Origin of the sequence: Vibrio maerlii, from assembly GCF_003415655.1 — a bacterium.
Lineage (GTDB): Bacteria > Pseudomonadota > Gammaproteobacteria > Enterobacterales > Vibrionaceae > Vibrio > Vibrio maerlii.
Genome location: NZ_QRHC01000002.1, coordinates 688,686 through 712,388 on the forward strand (window position 1 = coordinate 688,686; position 23,703 = coordinate 712,388).

Here is a 23,703-nt window from a genome sequence, read left to right on the forward strand (position 1 = left end):
GATCGGTGTCATGTTGAATTTGATATTTACGTAACCGGTTACGTAATTGTCGAATTGATCACAGATCCTAGTCAATGGGTTCTGTTAACTTAAAAATGAACCAAGCTGATGAGGCTTGAAAAACTATAAGTAAACCGGCCAATATGAGACCGGTAACGACACAATGACGGAGCCAACAATGAAAAAAGCCCTCGCCCTACTTATCCCAGCTGTATTACTGGCTGGCTGTGGTAACGATGATTCCGCAGCTGCAAACACAACTAGGGTAACCATCCTAGGTACTATAAAGGGTGAAATTGCACCTCAGTTCGAGGATGCGATGACTGCATACAATGCATCTCAGGATAAGTATGAGCTTGTTTCTCTACCAATTGATGGAAATGCTTACGAGCGAATGACCGCGCTATATGCGTCGAACAATGCCCCTACGATTATGGTAATGGGTCAAGAAGCGCAAGAGTTGAAAGATAAACTGATGGACTTTAGCCAATCTGAACTGATTGAGAACGCTTACCCAGGTACTTATGAAGTCGTAAAAGATGGCGAGCGAGTGCTAGGCCTTCCTATTACTGTTGAGTCATTCGGTTTTATCTACAATAAAGCGGTACTTGATCAAGCTGTTGGTGGTCAGTTTGACCCTGCGAGCATCAATACACAGGCTGAGCTAGCAACGCTATTTGACCAAATATCAGCGCTTGAGAATGTTGATGCAGTCAGTGTTTCACCAATGGACTGGTCTTTGGGCGCACACTTCTCAAACGTACTCTTCGCTAACCAAGGTTCTGACTTAGGTTCCAACCTTGAAGCACTGGAAGCAATCAAAGCGGGTGAAATCTCACTGCAAAAAAGCGACGTATACAACGGTTGGGTTGATACGTTTGACCTTATGAAAAAGCACAACAAATCGAAGCGTTCACCACTCGCACCGACCTATGATGAAAGTGCGATGGCTTTGGCATCGGGTGAAGTCGGCCTTTGGTTTCAAGGCAACTGGGCGTACACCATGCTTAATGAGCTAAATGCAGAAGGTGAGTTCGGCATCCTACCTGTACCAGTGAGCAACGATGAAAGCTTTGCGGGTAATAACGCAATCTCTGTTGGTGTTCCAATGTACTTCACTATCGATTCTGCTCAATCAACAGAAGCAGAGCGAGCGGGTGCTCAGGACTTCCTGAACTGGCTATTCACGTCAGAAGCGGGTACTGATGCATACGTCAACCAAATGAACTTTATTCCTGTTTACGACAACATCGAACAGCAGCCAGCGGATGAGCTTTCTCAAGCTATCTTAGCGAAAATGAAAGCGGGCGAGACATTAAACTGGGTGAACATGTACTACCCAGGTGATGCTTTCCCGTCTATGGGTGCATCAATGCAGAAATACTTGGGCGGAGTTATTGACCGCACCGCTCTTGCAGGGGAATTTGAGAAGTACTGGACTTCTAAATAACCCACAAATATCAGTTTGAGCATGTGTTTGTTCGAGAGTTGCTCAAACGGATATAAATGGCGGGCAGGCTGGTCTGCTCGCCATCATCACTTAGCGAACTTCCCACGCTAGATTTAGGAAACACATTATGCTTCTTAGCACCGTACGAAAAGATGGTGTGAAGGACTTCTTCACCTTCGCATTTATCCCGTTATTTGCCTTTACCACGGTATTATTTATTCCGTTTATTATGGGTATTGTACTTACCTTTACTAATTGGAATGGTTTTACTATTGGTGAATTTGTTGGCTTTCAAAATTATATTAATGCATTCAGCGATGAAAACTTTTTAACTATATTTTCAACCACGCTTAAGTATGTGTTTTATTGTTTAGTACTTACCAATGTACTGGGTTTTGGCTTAGCACTGTTAATTACTTCTGGTATTAAAGGTCAAAATGGACTGCGTTCAGCCTTTTTTATGCCGAACCTAATTGGTGGTATTCTTCTAGGTTTCATTTGGCAGTTCATTTTCAACCGTATTTTCGTAACGGTCGGTGATATTACAGGTTTTGAACTCTTCCTTGACCCATGGCTATCTGATCCTGATAAAGCATTCTGGGCGTTGGTTATTGTAAGTGTTTGGCAGCAATCCGGTTACATGATGCTGATCTACATTGCCGGCATTATGGGCGTGCAAAAATCTCTGCTTGAAGCGGCGAGTATTGACGGTGCTAGCAAGGCGCAGATTCTACGTTCAATCAAGATTCCAATGATGATGCAGTCTTTTACCATCTGTTTGTTCTTAACGCTCAAGAATGCATTCATGATGTTCGACGTGAACTTAGCCTTGACCAAAGGTGGTCCGTACCGTTCAACAGAGCTTCTAACGCTGAATATCTATAACGAAGCTTTCCTATATCAAAACTACGGAACAGCTCAAGCGAAAGCAATTATTCTATTCCTAATCGTAGTTATTGTTGCGGTTGGACAAGTCTACTTCACCAAGAAGAAAGAGGTGTAAGAGATGAAAAATAAATCTAATGGATTATTTGTTGTTACCTTGGTGATGGCTCTGCTTTATGTATTTCCATTTGCCATTCTTATTATTAACTCACTTAAAACTAAGTTTGAAATTTTAAAAGACCCACTCGCACTTCCAACAGAACTGATGTTCGATAATTTCGTTGAAGCCTTTGTTCGAATGGATTTCTTGAATGCAGTGAGTAACTCATTAATTGTCACCATTTTTGGTTTAGCGGTACTGACTATTTTCCCTGCGATGTTGGCGTATTACCTAGAGCGCGAACCGAGCAAGTTTAAGAGCGTTATCTTTTATACCTTGGTGGCCTCGATGATTATCCCATTCCAAGCGGTGATGATCCCGTTTGTGAGTATCTTCGGCAAGATTGGCTTCCTAAACGGCAAGCTACCTCTTATTTATTTCTACCTAGGATTTGGTGTGGCGTTGTCGATGTTTATGTACCGTAGCTTCATCGCCAAAATTCCAAAGTCTTTGGATGAGTCGGGAGCGATTGAAGGCGCGAGTAAGTTTACCATTTTCTGGAAGATCATCTTCCCGCAACTTAAGCCTATCACTGCAACCATGTTGGTACTGAACGCGCTGTGGTTGTGGAATGACTACTTATTGCCATCTCTGACCTTGTATCAAGAGGACCGCACATTGCCACTGATGACGTATAGCTTCTTTGGTAAGTACACCAGTAATTACGGCTTAGCAATGGCAGGCCTGGTGTTATCCATTGTACCAATCATCATTTTCTATCTTGTCATGCAACGCCAGATTGTCAGCGGCATTACTGATGGCGCAGTGAAATAAGCACTGAGTAGATAACTCAATTACGAATTTAATCGTGCTGCTCGTGGCGGCACGCAGAAAAGAATTTATAGGTAACACTATGGCAGCAGTAACCCTTAAGGGCATTGAAAAACAATACGACAACGGCTTCAAAGCTGTGCACGGGATCGATCTCGATATCAAAGAAGGTGAGTTTATGGTGTTTGTCGGTCCATCGGGCTGTGCAAAATCTACCACACTTCGCATGATTGCAGGCTTAGAAAGCATCTCTGGCGGTGACCTACATATTGGTGGCGAGCGCATGAACGATGTGCCGTCAAAAGATCGTGGTATTGCGATGGTATTCCAAGACTATGCGCTATACCCACACATGACCGTGTACGACAACATGTCTTTCGGTTTAAAGGTTGCGAAGCTTCCAAAAGACGAGATTGATCAACGCGTTCGTGAAGCGGCTGAAAAGCTGCAAATCACAGACCTTCTTGATCGTAAGCCTGCAGAGATGTCTGGAGGTCAGCGTCAGCGAGTAGCGGTAGGTCGTGCAATCGTTCGTAAGCCGGATGTATTCCTGTTCGATGAACCGCTTTCAAACCTTGATGCCAAGCTGCGCGTTTCAATGCGCGTCCGTATCACCAATCTACACAAAGAGCTAAAGAGAGCAGGGCAGCCAGCCACCATGATCTATGTGACTCACGATCAGGTTGAATCCATGACTATGGGTGATCGCATTTGTGTGCTTAACCAAGGCCGCATCATGCAGGTAGATACACCGATGAACCTATATAACTTCCCAGCAAACAAATTTGTGGCAGGCTTTATTGGTTCTCCTGCAATGAACCTACTCAAGGCAGATCTTATTCAAGAAGGCGACAGTGTTATGGTTCAGGTTGGATCTGATCGTTTCACTCTGCCACAAGAAAAAGCACAAAAAGTGGTATCTCAGGTGGGTAAGTCTATCTGGTTTGGTGTTCGTCCTGAATACATTGGTAATGCTGAAACTCACCCTGAATGTACAGCGAACAGCTTCAATTCTGAGGTGATCACGCTTGAACGCATGGGCTTTGAGGAGAACATCTACTTTGAAGTAGACGGCCAACCATGCAGTGCACGTATTCCACATGAGAAAGCAGGTGAGAGCGATGTGGGCAACAACTACCACTTCTGCATCGACATGAACAAGTGCCATATCTTCGATATGGAATCAGAATTAAACATCTCTCTGTAAGGGCACAACATGAACCAAATTAGCAACTCCCGTGACCCAAAGAATGTTCGTGACTTAGTGATGGAACAGCAAATCGAGCAATGGTTAGAAGAGCTCACTATCAGTGAGAAATGTTCTCTACTTTCTGGATCTGGCTTTTGGCACTCACAAGGCATCGAGCGCTTAAACATCCCAAAAATGATGTTAACCGATGGACCACACGGTCTGCGTAAACAGGGTGAGAAAGAAGATCACCTTGGTCAAAACGAGAGTGTACCAGCCACATGCTTCCCGTCAGAAGCCGGTCTTGCCGCCTCCTGGAACCGCGACCTTGCTTACGCGCAAGGTCGTGCGATTGGTGTTGAGTGTCGTGCCGAAGATGTAAACGTCATTCTCGGGCCTGGTTTGAATATTAAGCGTTCACCGCTATGTGGCCGTAACTTTGAGTATCTATCAGAAGACCCGTACCTATCATCACATCTAGGTGCGGCGTACATACAAGGTGCTCAGTCTGTTGGGGTGGGGACCTCTGCGAAGCACTTTGCTTGCAATAACCAAGAGACTAAGCGCCTAACCATTAACGCAAAGGTCGATCAGCGTACATTGCATGAGATCTACCTTGCGAGCTTTGAAACGGCAGTGAAAGAGGCCGACCCGTACACGGTAATGTGTTCATACAACCAAGTGAACGGTGAATATGGCGCAGAGAACCAGTACCTGCTGAATAATGTGCTTCGCAAGCAGTGGAACTGGGATGGCGTGGTCGTGACAGACTGGGGCGCAACTAATGATCGAGTAAAAGGTCTTCTCGCAACACTCGATCTGGAAATGCCATCGTGTAACGGCGTGAATGACAAGAAGGTCGAAGCGGCGCTAGAAGGGAATCCAGAGGTTCTTGAAGCATTGAATGAATCCGCTCGCCGTGTGTTGAAACTGATTGTACGCACGACTCAAAACCTTCCTGAAGTTGAAGGCTTTGAGGCAGAAAAACACCATGAAATCGCACGTAAGATTGCTCATGAAAGTATGGTACTACTGAAGAACGACCAAGCGGCACTGCCATTGAACGCAGACGAATCGGTTGTGGTATTTGGTGCCTTTGCTGATACGCCACGCTACCAAGGTGGCGGCAGCTCTCACACCAATCCAACCAAGGTCACTAATACGTGGTATTCGATGCAGCAATACTCGAATAACCTAGAGTTCTTCCAAGGTTTCGGTGTGTACGATGAGGTTGTGGATCTTGAAAAGCTTGAGCAAGCAAAATCGCTAGCACAAGGCAAAGATAAGGTAGTGATCTGCGGTGGTCTGCCAGAACGTTATGAAACCGAAGGTATCGACCGTACTCACTTGAGTTTGCCGAAAGCACAGGTTGAGTTTATTCGAGAAATCGCGGCAGTGAACTCTAATGTGGTCGTGGTTCTCAACAATGGCGCACCCGTAGAAATGCCGTTTGTTGGTGATGTGAAAGCGATTCTTGAAGCTTACCTTCCAGGACAAGCGGGCGGTGAAGCGGTGGCTGATGTACTGTTTGGTGTAGTATCGCCAAGCGGTAAATTGGCCGAGACTTTCCCACTAAAGTTAGAGCACAACCCAAGCTATGAGTACTTCCCTGGTGAGGGGTATGAGGTGGCTTACCGTGAAGGTATTTACGTAGGTTATCGCTTCTTTGAAACCAAGAAACTTCCGGTGTTGTTCCCATTTGGTCATGGTCTGAGTTATAGCCGCTTTGAGTACAGCAATCTATGCGTATCTGAGCCCTCGATAAATGATGGTGAAACGGTCCAAGTGTCGCTAAATGTCACCAATATTGGTGACATTGATGCAAAAGAGGTGGTGCAGCTATACATCTCGGACAAGCAATCAGAAGTGTTGCGCCCAGAGATTGAATTGAAGGGGTTTGAGAAGCTCGACCTAAAAGCAGGAGAAACACAAACAGTGCACTTCATATTGGATAAGCGTAGCTTCGCTTTCTACGATGAGAAGCTCTCTGATTGGCGTGTTCAAAGTGGTGAATTTGAGATCCGTATTGGTAGTTCGTGTCAGGATATACAGTTGAGAGACTCAATCCGTGTTGAATCGACGACTAAGTTGCCTTTCATTGTCCACACTAACTCAACTTTTGGCGAACTGCGTGGCCATCCTGCTACAAAAGCGTATGCGGATGAGTTAATTGAATACTTTATTGAGCACTCGGGTATTGATTTTAACTTGGGTGACAATGATGAGAACTTCGCAGAAACCGTGATTTCATTCTTCCCAATTAAGAATATGGTGTTGTTCTGCAAAGAGAAGTTTACTGAGCCAGAGTTAGACGAAGCGCTGACGAAGCTTTGCCAACAAGTTGCAGAATACGAGGAGTGTGCATAATGGCATGGGCCGATAATATGCTTGAAGGGGCGGCAATCGTCCATGAAGACAAACGCAATGAATTCATTGAGATTTACGTTGACCCGGAAGTAAAGGGTGAGAACGTCTTTCTAAACAAATCGGCAGAGGATAAGCCTCTCCCTAGCTTCGAAGATATTCAATCTCAGCTGCCACAAATTGAGTGGTCTGCAAATCCAGATGCAGTAGCGGGATACCTAAAAACTTGGCAGATTGCGTTTGGCAATTTGCGACAGCCAACGGCTGAGAATGGGTTTGTCTCGAACTTTATTGATACGGCATTTAACAACCATTTATTCATGTGGGACAGCGCGTTTATCACCATGTTCGGAAAGTTTGCTCATCATATTTTCCCGTTCATTGGTACGCTAGATAACCTGTATGCGAAACAACTCATCGATGGTTTTATTGGCCGAGAGATCTCGATAACAACCGGTGAAAACCATTTTCACCGTCATGATCCAACGTCAACGGGACCAAATATTCTGCCATGGGCGGAATGGCAGCATTACGAGCAAACAGGTGATAAGCAACGCCTTAGCGATATCTTCGTACCAGTCTTAGCTTTGCACCGTTGGTTTGCCGACAACCGTACTTGGAAAGACGGTACTTACTGGGGATGCGGTTGGTCATGTGGTATGGATAACCAGTTGCGAGTTGACAAGAAGAAGTATGACTTCTCGCACCATAGCCACTCTTCTTGGATTGATGTGACTTTGCATCAATATCTGTCTGCAACCTTATTGTTAAAAATGCAGCAAGAACTGGCAACGGATGAAGACCTTTCCGACATCGAAGCTGAAGTCACTAATCTAAAGAAAGTCGTGAACGAGAAGATGTGGGATGAATCGCGTCAGTTCTACTTTGATACTTTGCGTGATGACTCTTTCTCGACGATTAAATCCATTGCCCCTTATTGGGCGTTGCTGACGGACATGGTGCCAGAACAAAGAATGGAGCCTTTCTTGGCGCATTTGGAAGATGAGAACAGCTTCAAGCGTCCACATCGAGTTCCAACCATGTCTGCAGATTGTGAACACTACACAGACAATGGTGATTACTGGCGTGGTGGTGTGTGGGCACCCACCAACTATATGGTATTGAAAGGATTGGAGCAGCATGATCGACATGACCTGACCTTCGATATCGCTTTGAACCACGTTCAACATGTCGCTAAGGTGTTTGCCGAGACGGGAACCATCTGGGAAAACTATACACCGGAGCTTGGCCGTCAAGGTATCCCTGCGAAGAAGGATTTTGTGGGCTGGGGTGGTTTAAGCTTGGTGAGTATCCTGATTGAGTTTGTGTTTGGTATCAAGATTGATGTACCAAATCGTAAGCTTACTATTCATACAAAACTGCAAGATGCTTATGCGATTAAACAGCTTCAATTTGGCACCTTAGGCCAAGTGAATATTGATGTTGCTAGTGCGTCTGATAAGCAAGGGAAAGAACGCGTCACAGTAACGACAGATCTTAATTTAGCTATCGAAATTGTTGAAGACTAAACGACGTGTTGTACACGTGATTTTGAAGTGTCGGGTAAACAAATATTACTGAGGAGAGACCAATAGGCAGCCAAAATTGGCTGCCTATTGAGTTTTTATCGCGGATTACTTTTGATAGAAACCTGAGTAACGGATCCCAGAAAGCTTCGCCATTTCCTCATTCCAAGTAGCAAGATCTCGATGCTCAAACTCGCTTAAGTGATGATGCCCACACGCTCTAGCCATTACCTGCATTAGCTCGGTAGATGCTTCAAAGAAGTTCTTCAGTTGGTTGGATGCTTTATCAACATTGAGCCTTTGTCTTAGGTCTTTCTTTTGCGTCGCAATACCCGCGGGGCAGTTGTTGGTGTTACACATACGAGCCGCGACGCAGCCAATGGATTGCATCGCACTGTTAGATATGGCAACACCATCCGCACCAAGTGCCATGGCCTTCACAAAGTCCATAGGTACGCGTAGACCACCGGTAATAATCAGAGTTACTTTGTCTGACATTCCTTGTTCATCCAGATAACGACGAGCTCTGGCAAGGGCTGGGATTGTCGGTACACTGATGTGATCACGGAACATTTCTGGCGCAGCACCGGTACCGCCGCCACGACCATCAAGAATGATGTAATCAGCGCTCGCATCGAGGGCAAACTGAATGTCTTCTTCAATGTGATTGGCACTGAGTTTGAATCCTATAGGAATACCGCAAGTTACTTCACGAACTCGATCAGCGAATTGTTTAAAATCCTCTGCTGTATGTAAATTTTTAAAGGTCGGTGGAGAGATTGCTGCTTCGCCCTCTGGAATGCCTCGAACTTCGGAAATTTTACCGATGTTTTTGTTGCCAGGCAGGTGGCCACCTGTTCCGGTTTTCGCACCTTGTCCGCCCTTAAAGTGAAAGGCTTGGACGTTCTTGAGCTTGCTCTCATCAAAGCCAAATTGCGCGCTAGCGAGTTCGTAAAAGTAGTGTGAATTGGCCGCTTGTTCCTCTGGCAGCATTCCTCCTTCACCAGAGCAAATACCGGTACCGGCCATCTCAGCACCTTTGGCGAGGGAGATCTTAGCTTCTTCAGAGAGTGCACCAAAGCTCATGTCTGACACAAACAGTGGGATTTTTAATTTAAGCGGCTTTTTTGCGTTCGGGCCAATAATGAGTTCAGTGCCAACTGCGACATCTTCCATCAGCGGTTTAGTGGCCATCTGCGCCACCATAACTTGGATATCATCCCAGTGTGGCAATTGATAACGGGGTACCCCCATGGAGGTCATCGGACCATGGTGACCGAGTTTACTTAACCCTTCACGGGCTAGCTGGTGGATAAATTCGACAGTCGGTTCTTCTTTAGTTGCTGATGCGGTTGGGATGGTAGCTGCTTGTATTTGAACACCTGGACCTTCTTGGCCTACTTGTTCATTCGTAAACTGTTTGTGTGAGCCATCACACATGGGTAGCGCGTGACTGTGTTTACATTGGCAAAGGAAGGCATCACCGCTCTCTTCGGCTGTGAAGGCTTTAGGTTTGAACTCTGTTCCTGCATGTGAACCATCACAGAAAGGTTGGCTGTTCGATTTACCACAGGTACAGAAATAATATTCCTCCCCCTTGGTTAACTCGACTTTTATAGGCCGGTTATCCGCTATTACTGGTTTGCTCATCGTTGGATTTCCTTATGCTTCTCATGTGTATGCCTCAATCGAAGGTGAAAACGTTGAGGTTTGATAGCCATTCTTTGATGACCTGTTGTAAGCAAAGTGTTGATGAGAAAGTGAGGCTTCGCCAGTTGATAGCTAAATTAGAGCGAAGAAAACAAAATCCCCGCTACGAGAGCGGGGATTGCATTATTGAGTTTCGTTGTCAGATACTAAGCGATGAGCTTCTCGATGGTATCGATCACCTCACGACATTTGGCATCGTTCAATGCGTCTGGATGAGGACGAGCAAATGCGCCAATATCATTATCAAAGTAAGCGCCATGACGGCCGTTAAACTCATCTGAAAGGGTTGCGCGGAATAGGATATCAGCGCCGATCGTTAGGTCACCACCCGCAATGCCGTAGGCATCTTTTACCATTTTACTGCCTAGCAGTGATTTCGGGTTTACCGATACAACAAGTGGGCCACTGCCTTTTAGCTCTTCACCTACAACTCGTGACCACATCGTGATAGCAAGCTTGCTTTGTGCGTAGGCATCACCGTCACCTAGACGTTTGTTACCAAGCAGTGCGTCAATGCTCACTGTACCTTGAGCAGCAGAAGAAAGGTTCACAACACGACCACTTTCGCTCATCAATGGTAGTAGCTCTTTGGTCAATAGGTATGGAGCCAGAGTATTGACCACAAAGCGGATGTCTTGACCGTTAGCCAGAACAGGCGTTGGTGTGTTGTAGACACCCGCATTATTGATGATCACATCAATCGAAGTGTATTGTTCTTTGATGTTTGCTGAGAGTGCACGCACATCATCAAGGTTAGAAAGATCAGCAACGAAAGTCTTTGTGGTTGCATTTGAGATGCTAGCAAGCTCTTGCTGTACTTTGTCTAACTTAGCTTGGCTACGTCCGTGAAGTAGTACTTCATGACCTTCATTTACCAGCATTTTTGCTGTTTCAAAGCCAATACCGTCTGTAGAGCCTGTTAGTAGAATAACTTTTTGCATCTTGTGTCTCCGTTATTGATGTTTCATATCATCATTGCGATGTATTGATACTATGCCGACCTATCTCAAGACGCAATGTTGCTGTTCTTTAAACAGTTTTTAGTTTTCGTTGATAATGGTTTTAGTTATTCAATATTTTGCTGACAGTGTTGAGCGATCGGGCATTCTTCGCACTTGGGCTTAGGATTGCAGTAGCGGCCACCATGTTCCACCATCAACCCATGATAGTAGCCATATTTATCTTTAGATTTTGGAAAGGCTTGTTGCATCAGTTTTCGAAAGTTCTCATAAGATTTAGGTACCTCTATGCCAAAGCGAGAAGCGATACGCCTTGCATACGCATCGATAACAAAAGACGGTTTACCAATTGCGTAGGTGAGGATGACATCTGCGGTTTCTCTTCCAATCCCTCTAACTGCAAGTAGCTCTTTTCGTAGATGACCTAACCCTTGCTGCCTTACCTTTTCAATATCGTAGTCGTACTTCTTAAACCATTTGATGAGTGCTTTGAGTTTAATCGCCTTTTGATTGTAATAGCCGCTAGAGCGTATCTTTTGTGCCAGCTCATCGTGCTCCATGATTTCTATTTCATTTGGTGTTATGCCTCGCCCGAGATTATCTAACGCTTTATCTGCATTCCGCCAATTGGTGTTCTGTACCAGAATCGCACCCATCATGATCTCGAAGGCGTTTTCTGTTGGCCACCAATCAAACCAGCCATAGTGCTCCTCAAGCACGTGGAAGAGATGTTGTGATTTATCTTTCTCTATTGTGGTTTGATCAAACATGTTCCTTCCTATTTCTATTCTTTCTTCATGTGAATGCGATTGTTCTATATGAAGGGGGACTTCATCTGTTTCAATGGTTTGATTATATAGTTTTTAAAGAAAGTGATTGTAGATTAACCTCTATTATCAAGTTAATCAGCAATTGCTAATCTTCTCGGCATCGAAAAGAGCGCCTAGACGCCAGTTCATTGGAGCGTCTAACAGCGCATAAGCGGAGAAATAAATCATGCAATACGAAGGTAAAGTATATCGTCCTTGGCCAGAAGCACGCAGCATTCTGATCCAAACCACACTAGGATGTAGTATCAATACCTGTACGTTCTGTAGCATGTTTGATGACAAGCGTTTTAAAGTTCGTGATATTGAAGATGTGTTTAAAGATATTGAACAAGCGCGTCACATCTATCCATTCGTTGACTCGATCTTTTTGATTGATGGCAACGTAATGGCGGCACGTACCGATTATCTAATAAAGATTCTAGACAAGCTTCGTCATACTTTCCCTGAAGCGACGAAAATCTCAATGTATAGCGGGCTCAACGATTTCCGCCGTAAGACGGTTTCTGAGCTAAAAGAGATTAAAGATGCCGGTCTTGATATGTGTTACTCCGGCCTTGAGTCTGGCGACCCACTCGTGCTTGAGAACATTAAGAAACGTATGACCCGTGAGCATGCTATTGAAGGTATGGCACGAGCAAAAGAAGCGGGTATCGAGACCTTGCTATCGTTTATTTTTGGTCTTGGTGGACGTGAACGCTCTCGTGAACATATTGAAGCGACAACTGATATCTTGAACATCACCAAGCCTGAGCAGATTGCACCCATGGCGTTGGCAATTCAGCCTGGTACGGTTATGGAGCAAGAAGTTCAACGCGGTGAATTTTTAATGCCGACTCAGATGCAGGTGTTGGAAGAAGAGAAGTACCTGCTTGAAAATCTAAATATCGACACTTTCTATTGGGGTGACCATGGTAACAACTTGGTGCCACAGAAAGGCTTCTTATTGGATTCTCGTGAAGAGTTCTTGGGTAACCTAAATCGCGTGATTAAAGCCAACCCAATGGCAAAAGAGAACATCATTCAAACGTTTTCTTGGTAAGAAGGCCATTTAGAATCGATGGAAAGCGGAGTGATCATAGATTGCTCCGCTTTTTTATTAGCAAACTCACGCGAGTTAGTTCAGCCTTTGATAGCAGTTTGCTCATAAAACGTCTAATATAGCGGACCTTTTTTGCCACTGAGCCGCCCATATTCATGACTGATGATAAACTGAACCAATCTTTTGCTGACCTAGGTCTTATCCCAACGCTGGTTGAACGACTTACTGAGCTGGAATACACCAAGCCAACCCCAATTCAATCTCACACTATTCCAGTTGTATTGGAAGGTCGTGACCTCATTGGTGGTGCAAATACCGGTTCTGGAAAAACAGCGGCGTTTTCTTTACCAATTTTGCAGAAAATCTGTCAGCAAGATAAGCAGCGCTCTCGTCATGGCAATATCGTCTCTCACCTGGTTTTAGTTCCAACTCGTGAACTGGCTTCGCAGGTGGCATACAACATCAAGTCTTACTCTTATCATTTAAGACACGAGATCAAAACGACGTCAGTATTTGGTGGTGTTTCCGTCAACCCGCAAATGCAGGCACTTCGAGGTGGCAGTGATATCGTGGTCGCGACACCTGGTCGATTGCTTGACCTTGTATCCAGTAATGCGATTAAGCTCAATCAAGTTCAAACTTTGGTCCTTGATGAAGCGGACCGTATGCTGAGCCTTGGCTTTACTGAAGAGCTGAACAAGATTCTTGCGCTACTACCAGAGCAAAAACAAACGCTTCTATTCTCTGCTACTTTCCCTGAAAAGGTGGCGAGCCTAGCAGAAAACTTACTCAACGATCCCGTTGAAGTTCAACTACAAAGTGCGGAAAGCAGCACACTGGTACAACGCGTGTTCAGTGTGAACAAAGGGCAAAAAACAGCAGTACTAGCGCACCTAATCAAAGAGAACCAATGGCGTCAGGCCTTGATTTTTGTGAACGCTAAAAATGCGTGTAACCACCTAGCACAAAAGCTGTCAAAGCGTGGCATTGCTGCAGAAGTCTTCCACGGCGACAAGGGACAGGGCGCTCGTACACGCGTATTGGAAGGATTTAAGTCGGGTGAGATTCAAGTGTTGATCGCAACCGACATCGCGGCACGTGGCTTAGACATTGAGAAGCTACCGGTTGTTATCAACTTCGATCTGCCGCGCAGCCCAGCAGATTACATGCACCGTATTGGTCGTAGTGGCCGTGCCGGTGAAGTGGGTTTGGGTTTATCACTGATTGACTACGACGATTACCACCACTTTAAAGTGATAGAGAAGAAGAACAAGCTGCGACTAGAGCGTGAGCAAGTGGCAGGTTTTGAGGTTGAAGATGATCAAAATGAAGCTTACTTCGCCCCGATGAAACCAAGAGCTAAGCCTGCTGGCACAGGTAAAAAGAAGAAAAAGCGCCTTCAATAAATACTACGCGCAATCGTGAGGCCATGGGCTTCACGATTGCTTAGCTGTATCTCTAATTAGCTTCATATCTAGATAGGCTCTTTTATCGCTGGCTATTTGTCACTTGGAGTATCCCAGTAAGGTGGTGTACCAAAGTACTCAATAAAGAAGTCAATAAATGCGCGAACCTTTGGTGGAACCAGTCTAGAGCTCGGATAAACCGCCCAGATGGCTGAGTTTGATACCAATGGAAAATCTTCTAAAATCGGTACCAGCTCTCCGCGTTTAAGATGTTCATGGATACACCAGGTAGAGCTTAAAGTCACACCGAGTCCGTGAACACAAGCATCTCTCACCGCCTCGCCATTATCTGCTTTGAAGCTGCCTTTAGGCTTGATAGTGAGTTCACCCTCTGGGGTATTAAACGTCCACGATTCAAATCCTGCCAACAATACCGCATGATGCTCTTCAAGATCTTTAGGGTGCGAAGGCTTACCGTACTTTATCAAATATTCAGGTGAAGCGACGAGGATACGATTATCCGTAGTCAGCTTGCGAGCGACTAGGCTTGAGTCCTTCAACTCTGCATTTCGAATCGCAATATCAAAGCCCCCTTCGACAAGGTCTACAATAGAGTCCGATAAGCGGCAATCAATCTTCAGCCCTAAATGGCTATCCATAAACTCCTGCAGCGCTGGTATCAGGTGCATACGACCGAAAGAAGCGGGAGCTGACACTCTTAATGTTCCAGTGGGTACTTGGTTGCCCACACCCACTGAGGCCCTAGCTGCTTCTACCGTTCCCAGAACCTCCTCAGCGTGAGGCAGAAAAGCCTCACCTTCTTCGGTAAGGGAAACCTTGCGGGTCGTTCGATGTACCAAACGGACACCTAATGCGGTTTCGAGCTTATTGATGTGTGCACTCGCAACGGCAGGAGATAACCCAAGCTCTTGGCCAGCAAGGCTGATATTGTGCGTTGACGCGAGTCGTACGAAGAGTTTTAGGTGTTCTATGTTCATAATTATCAATGATAGCTAGAAGCTGAAGCTTAGAATGATTTGATTATCAAAAACATAACGCATAATTACAACCATTCTGTATACTGTTCGTGAGATCGAAGAGAGGATTTAATATGTCGGTGACTCATCAACTCACACTGTTTATGGATGTTGTGCAACAGGGCTCTTTTACTAAAGCAGCGACACTTCACGATATGGACAATTCCTCTTTGTCTAAGCAGATAAAAAAGCTTGAGGCGACGCTGGGCGTACAGTTGTTGAATCGCTCGACGCGGTCATTCTCACTGACTCCTGCGGGAGAGGAGATCCTTTCTCAGACCCATATCTTGTTAGATACGTTGAATAACATCCACAGTATTGCGGATTCTTATCAGTCTGAGCCAAAAGGTATCTTACGAATTACATCCCCTGTATTTTTCGGACAGGTCTATCTTCAGCCTGTTATTTCCCAATTTATGCAAACTTACCCGGAAGTGAAAATATCACTTTCATTGGACGATAAGAAAGCCGACATTATTGCCGATAAGTATGATCTAGCAATTCGAGTGGGAAAACTGGCTGAGTCAAACCTCATCGCAAAGAAAATAGCCAAGACGCACTTCGCCCTAATTGCCTCAAAGTCGTTTGTGGAACGCTACGGAAAACCATCAACACCAGAAGAACTCGTGCAGTTGCCCGCTGTGGTTTATAGTAATTTCGATGTCAGTCTGGATCAGTTCCGAATGAGTGAAGCTCCAGGGAGCGATAGCTTCAAAAACTTCAAAATGGACGGTAACTACAAAGTGAGTGATGTTCGAATGATGGTTGATGCAGTTAAAGACGGGATTGGTTATGCGCTGGTGGACCTGTTTAACCTTGAGCACAGTGTGGAAGAGACAGGGTTGGTACCTCTACTGACCGACTACGGTCTTTCAACAGTGGATACTGGTATTTATGCTATTTATCCACACCGAAAACAAACACTGCTTGTGAGTGAGTTCATCAAAGCGGTACAGGATTACATTGGCACTCCACCTCTCTGGGTGCGCAATATGCCTAACTACAAAGACTATTATCGCTAGCCAAAGTTAAAATAGTCGACAACAGAACAAATGCTTTGTCTAAGTCATTGATTTTAATTGCTTATATTTTTGGTTAGAATAGTCTGGCTGCGAATAAGGGAGAGGAGTACAACCTGGTCGTACAGATATGTAATCTGAAACTTGTGTAAAGCGCTGAAAATACCTCTTAAGTGGTGTAATACAAAAGTAGATCTAAGTCACACTTTAAGTATAATGCTGCTCACGATTTGATTGAAAGCCAAGGGTTTAACTATGGAAAACGTAATTAACGGCAATAGTTGCACGCAAGAAAACAATCAAGGAATGAAAAACAGCGGCATGCTTAATTGGAAAGAGCTAGTAACTCTACTTGGGTTATTTGGAGCTGTTGCTACTTACTTGCTACTTGTCACTCTTACCTGGGTGAATTAGTACAACGGCAGTAGCCAAGGTTACAAAGAATAGTAAAAAGTCGCCAAATGGCGACTTTTTTCGTTTCAGAACATGCATAAATTAGTTATCTAGCTCTCTAGCTCTATGCTGTCATCGGGGCATTTTCATCTGGTTGCTCGATCGTCTCATGAAGCAGCCCAGCGTAGATACCACTGTGCTCGATTAATTGATCATGATTGCCGCGCTCAACAATTTCACCTTGCTCTAAGACGAGGATCGTGTCTGAGTGTTTAATCGTACTCAAGCGATGAGCAATGGCGATAACAGTTTTCTCTTCGAATAGGCGATTCATCGCTTTCTGAATCAGGTTTTCGGTGACAGAGTCGATGGAGCTGGTGGCCTCATCCAACATCATCACTTGACCACCTTGAGCGACAGCACGTGCAAAGGAGATGAGTTGGGTTTGTCCGACAGACAAGTTTGCGCCATTCTTATCCAGCATGAAATCATATTGATTAGGCAATTGTTCAATGAAGCTATCAGCATAAACATATCTGGCTGCTTGCTTGACTTGTTCTGATGTAATATCGGGCTTACCCAGTGCGATATTAAAATTGATGCTTTCTTCAAATAGATGTACATCCTGCATCATCAGAGAAAACAGATGTGCTGAATGATCATTGGATAGCTCGGAAAGTTCGATTCCGTTGAGTAGGATATTGCCTTCATAATCCTGATAAGTTTTCGATATCAGGCGCAAGATAGTAGATTTACCAGAACCAGTAGAGCCGACTAAAGCGATTTGGTGCCCTTTCTCAAGTTTAAACGACACGTTTTTAAGTACGTAAGGTGAATCCTTCCGATAGCGGAAGCTGACGTTTTTGAACTCCAAGCAAGTGAACTCTTTTAGTTGCTCTTCGATAGATTTTTTTGCGAGAAGCTTTCTTCCTTGTTCTTCTGTTGGTTCCGTAAATAATTCTTCAATGTGGTCAAATGCTGCGAATGAGCTTTGAATAGACGCGATCTGTGAGGTAAAGTCACGAATTGGAACGAATACTTTTTCGAGGGTATTGATGAACGCAATGAGAACACCAAGTGTGAGTGCGTCTTCCAATACTAGCTCAGAGCCATACCAAATCATCACTGCAATCGTGACTGAAGTAATCCCAGAAATGAATGAGAATAAGATGGCGTCATACTTGTTTATCTTCTTTTGAGCGCGAAGAAATTCGTCCGTATAGCCTTTGTATTTCTTTTCGACTTGCTCTTCGGCTCGATAGAGTTGAACCGTTTTGATACCCAGCAATACCTCTTGTAAGTAACCAATACCGCGACCAAGTGCAGTGCGAGTCACCAAATGCATTGCTCTTAGCTTGTTACGAACGTACATGGTGAGATACATCACTGGAGGCATAATCACAAGCACAACAAGCGTCAGTTTCCAGTCGATCATCAGCATCATGATTAACAAAGCGATGGTGTTGAGGCTGTCTTTTACTAACCCAACGACGGATTGAACGAAGGTTTCGCCAATGGTTTCGAGATCACTGGTGAGTCGTGACAGAGTGACCCCGATTGGTGTGTTATCAAAGTAGCTTCGCGGTAGCTTGAGTACACGATCAAACAACACCGCGCGCATGTCAGTGATGGTTTGCTGACCGGTTTTTCTAAGATTGTAAGAGTAGGTCGTTTCCACAATGTAGCTCGCAATGAGAACGAGCACGAGGTAAAACACGTACTCAAGCAACCCATCCATATCCCCTTGGGTCAGGTGCACATCGATCACCTGAATGATTAGCCATGGGAACAGTAGACTGGTCACGATCGTCAGTGGCAGCATTGCAATACCGATGAGTGTTGTACTGCGATACTTATTGGCAAACTTAAAGAAGTGCTTGAGATATTTAACGTCGACGCCTTTTAACATGCTGCCGCCTCCGTTTCATTTTGTTGTAGCTGCCAAGTCTCGAGATAATACGGGCAAGTTTTGAGTAAGGTTTTGTGGTCGCCTTGAGCAATGATTTTACCTTCGTTTAGCACGATGATGTCATCCATGTACTCAAGGGCATTAACACGGTGCGAAACGACCAATACCGATTGATTTTTGAGTCGTGAGAATAGCCCTTCTAGGATCTTACGCTCTGTGTCGTAATCTACTGCAGAAAGGACGTTGTCCATGATGATGAGATCTGCCGGTTCAAGCAGTGCTCGAGCAATACTCAGGCGCTGTTTTTGACCACCGGAAAGCATGATGCCTTTTTCACCTACAAGCGTTTGGTCGCCCTTTTCGAAACGTGCGACATCCTCAGCAAGTTGGCTCAGCTCTAGCACCTCATCCACTTGAGCTTTGGCAAGTTCATCGTCTCGACTACCAAAGCGGATGTTCTCTTCTACCGTTGCAGAGAACAGATAAGGGTCTTGAGTGACGGTTTTGACATACCGTCTCAAATCGCTGCGAGATAGATGGGTAATATCTTGTTCACCGAGATGAATAGAGCTTTCAGGCACATCAAGGTGATGGTTTAGGCAGTTAACCAATGTCGTTTTGCCTGAGCCGATACCTCCTAATACGCCTAACTTCTTTCCGGCTGGGATATCAAAGCTAATGTCTTGCAAAATTGTACGTTCTTCACCCGGATAGCGGTATGTGAGATTGCGAACGGAGAAGGTTTTGCCTGAGAGAGAGCGAGACTCAATTTGAGTCAGTTCTTTGTTATCTGTTTCCGGTATATCGGCATTAAGGATGGTTTGTGCGCTTTGAATGCCCACCATTCCACGTTGGTAAATCGTAGCGATACGACCAAGCTGCATTAACGGCATTGCAAGAAGTACCGAATAGGTCAGAAACGCGGTGATTTCGCCTAAGGTCAGAGACTGCTGCATCAACATATAGCCACCCAGCCCAAGAATAATGATCTTCATAAGATCATTGGCGTAGTCGAGCACAGGCATAAAGAAGACTTGAATACGGGTGATCTGCATGCGGCAGCGTAAAAGCTGTTGGTTGAGTGTTTCAATCTCATTCTTAACCCAGGGAGACATCTGCTGACTCTTGATGAGGTCGATACCGGATAAGTAGCTCATTAGTTGTGCTGACAGGTTTTGCAGGCGACGCATGTGCTCAAGGTGAAGGTCTTTCATCTTTTTAAAGCCGATACGAAAAATCACAAACGCAATACTAATTGGGATGATTGAGTATAGGGTGAGTTCTGGAGAGATACGCCACATCCAAAGTGGGGTCAACGATAGAGCAAGTAAGGCATTAAAGAACTGTAAGAAGCCGACACCAAACATCATTCGTATGCCATTGAGGTCATTGTTGATGATTGAGATGAGCTTTCCCGAGGCAAACTTATCGTGAAAGCTATTAGGTAGACGGTTGAGCTTTTCGAGCAGCGTGCCTTTGAGTGAGGCTTCAGTAATTCGGCCTGGGTTGAGTGCATAAATACGAGATAAAATGCGTACCACAACCATTGCAAGAGACATCGCGACTACCATACCGACATAGGTTTGAAGTTGCTGGTGGCCTACAGTTGACGCATCATCGATGAGATCAATCGCCAACTGGATGTATCGGGGGATTTCCACCTGCAACCAGTTAACGAGAAAGATAAAAATAATCGCAAGTAGGTAAGACTTGCGATTAAGGCGCAGATAATGCGCGATAAATTGAGTTTTAGTCATGTGACTCTTATTGGAAAAGGTGTTTTGCAAAGGTGGTCGTTTGACGCACGCGCGAGTCTATCCTCTTTACTAGCAATTATCTCTCTCGTTTACAGTGTTTTACCATACACAAGTAAGCACAGCTGCTCGAACTCTTCTTGGTTACCTGCAAATAGGTCTTCAACGACCTGTTCAATCTTCTGGCCTGACAACAAACGCTTATTCGCTTCACGCAAGGATAATACCAGTAGTTGTTCTTGGTTTAGGTCAGACTCTTCTTCTACGCTCCAATCAGACAGTTTTGCACTTAAATTAGATAGTACTAACTTTGGTTGCAGGGAAACCATTTCATCTTGGATGACAGAGTAAAGATTTGCACGGTGATCATCAGACACCTTCTGTGTCACTAATTTATTCAGAATGACTTCTGTCACTGCGGGTAATTGGACATAGCCTGGTTTAGTTGGGAATGGTGTCATTAAGCGCGAAGAGAACGTCACTTCACTGACCGTTGAGTTAGGGAAGTAAGTGATCGATGTTAGACAATCAAACGGTACCCAGAACGCTTCACCAGGTTCTAGCGCGTACTCGTGTTTACCTATTTTTACCAGAACCAAACCTTGTTGCACTAATAGCAAACTGTTTTTGATTACCTTCTTACGAGGGGTGGAACGAAGGTAAGGGGTATTCGCATGAGAAAACTCGATAGCGTGGTTGGTAGCAAGCGTCATTTAAGGTCTACTTTGGGATGGAGAAATTACCTTTAAGATTAACGGTTCAGCTCTCAAATTCCAACATTCGCAAGGGTTTACCAGCAAAATTTATGGAATTCTGGTCTGACCTTGTCATTATTGACACAACTTTGGCTGCGGCCAGGTTTAACTGCGAGTAGAATAGCCGCAATTTTTCTAATGAAGTAGAAGCTTTTTCTAAGTTGTATTGATAATGAGCACTAAGACTGACCCGTATAAAGATATTCGCCCTTACCAAGATGATGAAATCCCTCAAGCGCTGGATCGCCTGATTAACGATAACGAATTTATCGACGCGATTTTGGATTACCGCTTCAAGAGCCACGCGACTTGGTTCAAAGCATTGATGACGCCAATGGTGAAGGTATATCTCAAATATAAATGGGCAAAGTTCACCAGTGTTGAAGCGATTCAAATCGAAGTAGAGAAGTTTCTGAGCAAAACGCTAAAAACGACGACTCAGGGCGTGAACTACTCCGGTTTAGACAAGCTAGATAAAGAAACAGCCTACCTATTTATTTCTAACCATCGCGATATCGCCATGGACCCAGCATTGGTTAACTACGGTCTTCACCACTCACAGCATCAAACTGTGCGCATCGCTATTGGTGATAATCTGCTTAAAAAGCCGTGCGCGACTGAGCTGATGAAGCTCAACAAAAGCTTCATTGTAAATCGCTCGGCAAAAGGCCCACGTGAGATGATGAAGGCGCTTGGTCAGCTTTCTTCTTACATCAAGCACTCACTCGATACCGGCAACTCGATTTGGATTGCGCAAAAGGAAGGTCGTGCGAAAGACGGTAACGACTTCACCGATCCTGCTATCTTGAAGATGTTTCATGTTGAAGGCCGCAAGCAGAAGATCGCGTTTGCTGATTACATGAAAGAGTTAAAGATTGTTCCAGTTGCGATCTCTTATGAAAATGACCCTTGTGATATTGCTAAAGCGAATGAGCTTTATCAAAAAGCGTCAAAAGGCGAGTATGAGAAGGGTGAGTTTGAAGACATCGAAAGCATTATCCAGGGCATCATTGGGGAGAAAGGCCGTGTACAGGTTAACTTTGGTGATGTAATTGATGCTAACTTTGATACACCAGAGGCGCTGGCTGAAGAGATCGATCGTCAAATTCATAACTTATATGAGCTCTTCCCTATCAACTTGTATGCTGCTGGAATCGAGCATGAGTCGGTAACAGAAGAGGTGAAGGCAACGATGAAAGCGAAGCTGGAACAACTGCCTGGTGATGCGCATCCGTATCTGATTGATAGCTACGCAAACCCAGTGAAAAATCAGTCTTAATTGGTATAGCGATAAAGCTAATTTTTGAAAGGAAAGCCACAGTGCTTTCCTTTTTTATTATCTGCAATTTGAACCTTGTTTCAGGTGTAACGCCTTAAGGTGCAACAGCTCCGCCAAGGGTGAGATTGTCTGGCCACTTTTGGATGCGATTACCGCCCAAGAAAATATTGCCATTGACAGTCATTGTGTTGGGAAACTCAGTGAGAGAGGAGCCACCAATGTACAGGTTACCTTTGACCACTAATCCTTCGGGTAAGGCCGTGAGAGGAGTGCGAATCACGCTGAGATCGCCATTCACTACAAGGCCTTGAGGCAAAGATTGTAATGGTGTGTCGGTGAAGTTAAGAAAACCACCTACTTTGACCCCTCGTGGCCACTGACGGATTTGAGAGCCCAGCAGATTGGCGTAGCCTCTAATTGAGCTCTGTCTCCCCACTCGTGCAAGTTGGCTATTGCTTGCATCCAGACTACCATTCACCTCTAGTCCATTGGGTAAACGCTGAATACTGGTTTTTGCAATAGAAAGGTTCCCTTTCACTACGAGACCATCGGGGAGGGAAGTGTAGGGCTTATTTCTAAGGTCAAGATTGCCATAGTTGTCTAGGTGATTGAGCATATCGTAATGACCAAGCTCTTGGCCATTGACTCCTAAAGAGAGACACCCGATTAACAGAGCGTGAGTGAGCTTTTTCATCTTGTTGAGGCCTATAAACAAAAAAACGAGCATCGCTGCTCGTTTAGTGACAATCTTTTTTAGTGGCTAGCTTAGCGCGAGATTGAACGAGATTTAAGTTCGAATATCAGTTTTTCTGCGCTTACTTCAAACTTGATGCGAGCCGTTAGTTCACTGTTTGCTTCGTTTTCAGATGTTTCAAACTCAATTTCTTTTGAAATCTGCTTAGCAAGGTCAATGTACTTGTTTAGCTCTTGTTCACGTGCATCTTTTGAATCAGCGATCACTGTGACTTCAGCAACATCATCACCTTCTTTGATGATGAAGCCCATCTCACCTGATACACCACAAGCTTCACAAACGCCATTTTCTTCTACTTCAAAACTCATAACGAATCCTCTTACAAATAATGCGGCTATTTTATCGCGCGGGATAGTAGAGCGCTACCGATATCTTGATGAGTGAAGAATGTGTTTTATTTAAGTTATAAGGAGTGATGAAATCTTATATAAGCAATTCAGTGAATCATATGGCATACAATGGTCGATTGTTGATAGGTAACTGGTTGCTTTTTGGGTACAGAATGTATGTCAGT

The 23,703-nt window shown here is 44.7% G+C and carries 20 protein-coding genes; 11 read left to right on the forward strand and 9 right to left on the reverse strand.

What is annotated here, in order from left to right:
* The first annotated feature begins 178 nt into the window (after positions 1-178).
* From DPF91_RS04050 to DPF91_RS04075, 6 genes are all read left to right on the forward strand, one after another.
* Positions 179-1,450, forward strand: coding sequence for an ABC transporter substrate-binding protein (locus tag DPF91_RS04050; protein ID WP_164684030.1), 1,272 nt, complete (start codon positions 179-181; stop codon positions 1,448-1,450).
* 127 nt (positions 1,451-1,577) lie between these two features.
* The gene (locus tag DPF91_RS04055; RefSeq protein ID WP_117233133.1) at positions 1,578-2,453 is read left to right on the forward strand and encodes a carbohydrate ABC transporter permease; all 876 of its coding nucleotides are present in this window, start codon (positions 1,578-1,580) and stop codon (positions 2,451-2,453) included.
* A gap of 3 nt (positions 2,454-2,456) precedes the next feature.
* On the forward strand, positions 2,457-3,269 hold the full coding sequence (locus DPF91_RS04060; protein WP_117233134.1) for a carbohydrate ABC transporter permease: 813 nt from the start codon (positions 2,457-2,459) through the stop codon (positions 3,267-3,269).
* Between the two features lie 79 nt (positions 3,270-3,348).
* Positions 3,349-4,473: an ABC transporter ATP-binding protein gene (locus tag DPF91_RS04065; RefSeq protein WP_117233135.1), complete on the forward strand. Its 1,125-nt coding sequence runs from the start codon at positions 3,349-3,351 to the stop codon at positions 4,471-4,473.
* A gap of 9 nt (positions 4,474-4,482) precedes the next feature.
* Entirely contained in the window at positions 4,483-6,822 is a 2,340-nt protein-coding gene (locus DPF91_RS04070; RefSeq protein ID WP_206355535.1) for a beta-glucosidase, read from the forward strand.
* A complete protein-coding gene (locus tag DPF91_RS04075) occupies positions 6,822-8,348 on the forward strand; it encodes an MGH1-like glycoside hydrolase domain-containing protein (RefSeq protein ID WP_117233136.1) in 1,527 nt (508 codons plus the stop codon). The genes DPF91_RS04070 and DPF91_RS04075 overlap by 1 nt, the downstream gene beginning before the upstream one ends.
* A 105-nt stretch (positions 8,349-8,453) precedes the next feature.
* Here the strand turns inward: DPF91_RS04075 and DPF91_RS04080 are convergent, their stop codons facing one another.
* The 3 genes from DPF91_RS04080 to DPF91_RS04090 all read right to left on the reverse strand — a co-directional run bounded on the left by DPF91_RS04080 (position 8,454) and on the right by DPF91_RS04090 (position 11,784).
* The gene (locus DPF91_RS04080) at positions 8,454-9,995 is read right to left on the reverse strand and encodes a glutamate synthase-related protein (RefSeq protein ID WP_117233137.1); all 1,542 of its coding nucleotides are present in this window, start codon (positions 9,993-9,995) and stop codon (positions 8,454-8,456) included.
* Between the two features lie 206 nt (positions 9,996-10,201).
* On the reverse strand, positions 10,202-10,996 hold the full coding sequence (locus DPF91_RS04085) for an SDR family NAD(P)-dependent oxidoreductase (protein WP_117233138.1): 795 nt from the start codon (positions 10,994-10,996) through the stop codon (positions 10,202-10,204).
* Positions 10,997-11,121: 125 nt separating this feature from the next.
* Positions 11,122-11,784 (reverse strand): endonuclease III domain-containing protein, encoded by a 663-nt coding sequence (locus tag DPF91_RS04090; protein ID WP_241033752.1) that lies wholly within the window; start codon positions 11,782-11,784, stop codon positions 11,122-11,124.
* A gap of 226 nt (positions 11,785-12,010) precedes the next feature.
* Between DPF91_RS04090 and DPF91_RS04095 the strand changes: the two genes are divergently transcribed.
* Positions 12,011-12,883 carry a B12-binding domain-containing radical SAM protein gene (locus DPF91_RS04095; protein ID WP_117233140.1) on the forward strand — a complete coding sequence of 291 codons (873 nt, stop codon included), beginning with the start codon at positions 12,011-12,013 and terminating at the stop codon, positions 12,881-12,883.
* A gap of 155 nt (positions 12,884-13,038) precedes the next feature.
* Positions 13,039-14,289: a DEAD/DEAH box helicase gene (locus tag DPF91_RS04100; RefSeq protein ID WP_117233141.1), complete on the forward strand. Its 1,251-nt coding sequence runs from the start codon at positions 13,039-13,041 to the stop codon at positions 14,287-14,289.
* 92 nt (positions 14,290-14,381) lie between these two features.
* On the opposite strand, the gene DPF91_RS04105 is transcribed toward DPF91_RS04100, so the two are convergent.
* Positions 14,382-15,287 (reverse strand): LysR family transcriptional regulator, encoded by a 906-nt coding sequence (locus DPF91_RS04105; protein ID WP_117233142.1) that lies wholly within the window; start codon positions 15,285-15,287, stop codon positions 14,382-14,384.
* A 113-nt stretch (positions 15,288-15,400) separates the two neighbouring features.
* Between DPF91_RS04105 and DPF91_RS04110 the strand changes: the two genes are divergently transcribed.
* Together DPF91_RS04110 and DPF91_RS22020 are read left to right on the forward strand one after the other, a co-directional pair.
* Complete coding sequence (locus DPF91_RS04110) at positions 15,401-16,348, forward strand: LysR family transcriptional regulator (protein WP_117233143.1); 948 nt, start codon at positions 15,401-15,403, stop codon at positions 16,346-16,348.
* Between the two features lie 252 nt (positions 16,349-16,600).
* The gene (locus tag DPF91_RS22020) at positions 16,601-16,759 is read left to right on the forward strand and encodes a hypothetical protein (RefSeq protein WP_164684031.1); all 159 of its coding nucleotides are present in this window, start codon (positions 16,601-16,603) and stop codon (positions 16,757-16,759) included.
* 103 nt (positions 16,760-16,862) lie between these two features.
* Here DPF91_RS22020 and DPF91_RS04115 read toward each other — a convergent pair whose 3' ends face one another.
* The 3 genes from DPF91_RS04115 to DPF91_RS04125 form a co-directional block, all read right to left on the reverse strand.
* Positions 16,863-18,647 carry an ABC transporter ATP-binding protein gene (locus DPF91_RS04115; RefSeq protein WP_117233144.1) on the reverse strand — a complete coding sequence of 595 codons (1,785 nt, stop codon included), beginning with the start codon at positions 18,645-18,647 and terminating at the stop codon, positions 16,863-16,865.
* The gene (locus DPF91_RS04120) at positions 18,641-20,404 is read right to left on the reverse strand and encodes an ABC transporter ATP-binding protein (protein ID WP_117233145.1); all 1,764 of its coding nucleotides are present in this window, start codon (positions 20,402-20,404) and stop codon (positions 18,641-18,643) included. The genes DPF91_RS04115 and DPF91_RS04120 overlap by 7 nt, the downstream gene beginning before the upstream one ends.
* 89 nt (positions 20,405-20,493) lie before the next feature.
* Positions 20,494-21,114 (reverse strand): AraC family transcriptional regulator, encoded by a 621-nt coding sequence (locus DPF91_RS04125; protein ID WP_117233146.1) that lies wholly within the window; start codon positions 21,112-21,114, stop codon positions 20,494-20,496.
* A gap of 214 nt (positions 21,115-21,328) precedes the next feature.
* On the opposite strand from DPF91_RS04125, the gene DPF91_RS04130 reads away from it, so the two are divergent.
* Positions 21,329-22,435, forward strand: coding sequence for a 1-acyl-sn-glycerol-3-phosphate acyltransferase (locus DPF91_RS04130; RefSeq protein ID WP_117233147.1), 1,107 nt, complete (start codon positions 21,329-21,331; stop codon positions 22,433-22,435).
* A gap of 94 nt (positions 22,436-22,529) precedes the next feature.
* Here DPF91_RS04130 and DPF91_RS04135 read toward each other — a convergent pair whose 3' ends face one another.
* Positions 22,530-23,051, reverse strand: coding sequence for a hypothetical protein (locus DPF91_RS04135; RefSeq protein WP_241033757.1), 522 nt, complete (start codon positions 23,049-23,051; stop codon positions 22,530-22,532).
* 149 nt (positions 23,052-23,200) lie between these two features.
* Positions 23,201-23,497 (reverse strand): DUF406 family protein, encoded by a 297-nt coding sequence (locus tag DPF91_RS04140; protein WP_117233148.1) that lies wholly within the window; start codon positions 23,495-23,497, stop codon positions 23,201-23,203.
* Between the last annotated feature and the right edge of the window lie 206 nt (positions 23,498-23,703).

What these genes read in the sequence shown, in the direction of transcription:
- DPF91_RS04065 (WP_117233135.1), top strand. Translation starts at nt 3,349, where the DNA reads ATGGCAGCAGTAACCCTTAAGGGCATTGAAAAACAATACGACAACGGC.
- DPF91_RS04090 (WP_241033752.1), bottom strand. Translation starts at nt 11,784, where the DNA reads ATGTTTGATCAAACCACAATAGAGAAAGATAAATCACAACATCTCTTC.
- DPF91_RS04105 (WP_117233142.1), bottom strand. Translation starts at nt 15,287, where the DNA reads ATGAACATAGAACACCTAAAACTCTTCGTACGACTCGCGTCAACGCAC.
- DPF91_RS22020 (WP_164684031.1), top strand. Translation starts at nt 16,601, where the DNA reads ATGGAAAACGTAATTAACGGCAATAGTTGCACGCAAGAAAACAATCAA.
- DPF91_RS04115 (WP_117233144.1), bottom strand. Translation starts at nt 18,647, where the DNA reads ATGTTAAAAGGCGTCGACGTTAAATATCTCAAGCACTTCTTTAAGTTT.
- DPF91_RS04070 (WP_206355535.1), top strand. Translation starts at nt 4,483, where the DNA reads ATGAACCAAATTAGCAACTCCCGTGACCCAAAGAATGTTCGTGACTTA.
- DPF91_RS04140 (WP_117233148.1), bottom strand. Translation starts at nt 23,497, where the DNA reads ATGAGTTTTGAAGTAGAAGAAAATGGCGTTTGTGAAGCTTGTGGTGTA.
- DPF91_RS04135 (WP_241033757.1), bottom strand. Translation starts at nt 23,051, where the DNA reads ATGCTCAATCACCTAGACAACTATGGCAATCTTGACCTTAGAAATAAG.
- DPF91_RS04130 (WP_117233147.1), top strand. Translation starts at nt 21,329, where the DNA reads ATGAGCACTAAGACTGACCCGTATAAAGATATTCGCCCTTACCAAGAT.
- DPF91_RS04050 (WP_164684030.1), top strand. Translation starts at nt 179, where the DNA reads ATGAAAAAAGCCCTCGCCCTACTTATCCCAGCTGTATTACTGGCTGGC.
- DPF91_RS04125 (WP_117233146.1), bottom strand. Translation starts at nt 21,114, where the DNA reads ATGACGCTTGCTACCAACCACGCTATCGAGTTTTCTCATGCGAATACC.
- DPF91_RS04110 (WP_117233143.1), top strand. Translation starts at nt 15,401, where the DNA reads ATGTCGGTGACTCATCAACTCACACTGTTTATGGATGTTGTGCAACAG.
- DPF91_RS04085 (WP_117233138.1), bottom strand. Translation starts at nt 10,996, where the DNA reads ATGCAAAAAGTTATTCTACTAACAGGCTCTACAGACGGTATTGGCTTT.
- DPF91_RS04055 (WP_117233133.1), top strand. Translation starts at nt 1,578, where the DNA reads ATGCTTCTTAGCACCGTACGAAAAGATGGTGTGAAGGACTTCTTCACC.
- DPF91_RS04080 (WP_117233137.1), bottom strand. Translation starts at nt 9,995, where the DNA reads ATGAGCAAACCAGTAATAGCGGATAACCGGCCTATAAAAGTCGAGTTA.
- DPF91_RS04075 (WP_117233136.1), top strand. Translation starts at nt 6,822, where the DNA reads ATGGCATGGGCCGATAATATGCTTGAAGGGGCGGCAATCGTCCATGAA.
- DPF91_RS04060 (WP_117233134.1), top strand. Translation starts at nt 2,457, where the DNA reads ATGAAAAATAAATCTAATGGATTATTTGTTGTTACCTTGGTGATGGCT.
- DPF91_RS04095 (WP_117233140.1), top strand. Translation starts at nt 12,011, where the DNA reads ATGCAATACGAAGGTAAAGTATATCGTCCTTGGCCAGAAGCACGCAGC.
- DPF91_RS04120 (WP_117233145.1), bottom strand. Translation starts at nt 20,404, where the DNA reads ATGACTAAAACTCAATTTATCGCGCATTATCTGCGCCTTAATCGCAAG.
- DPF91_RS04100 (WP_117233141.1), top strand. Translation starts at nt 13,039, where the DNA reads ATGACTGATGATAAACTGAACCAATCTTTTGCTGACCTAGGTCTTATC.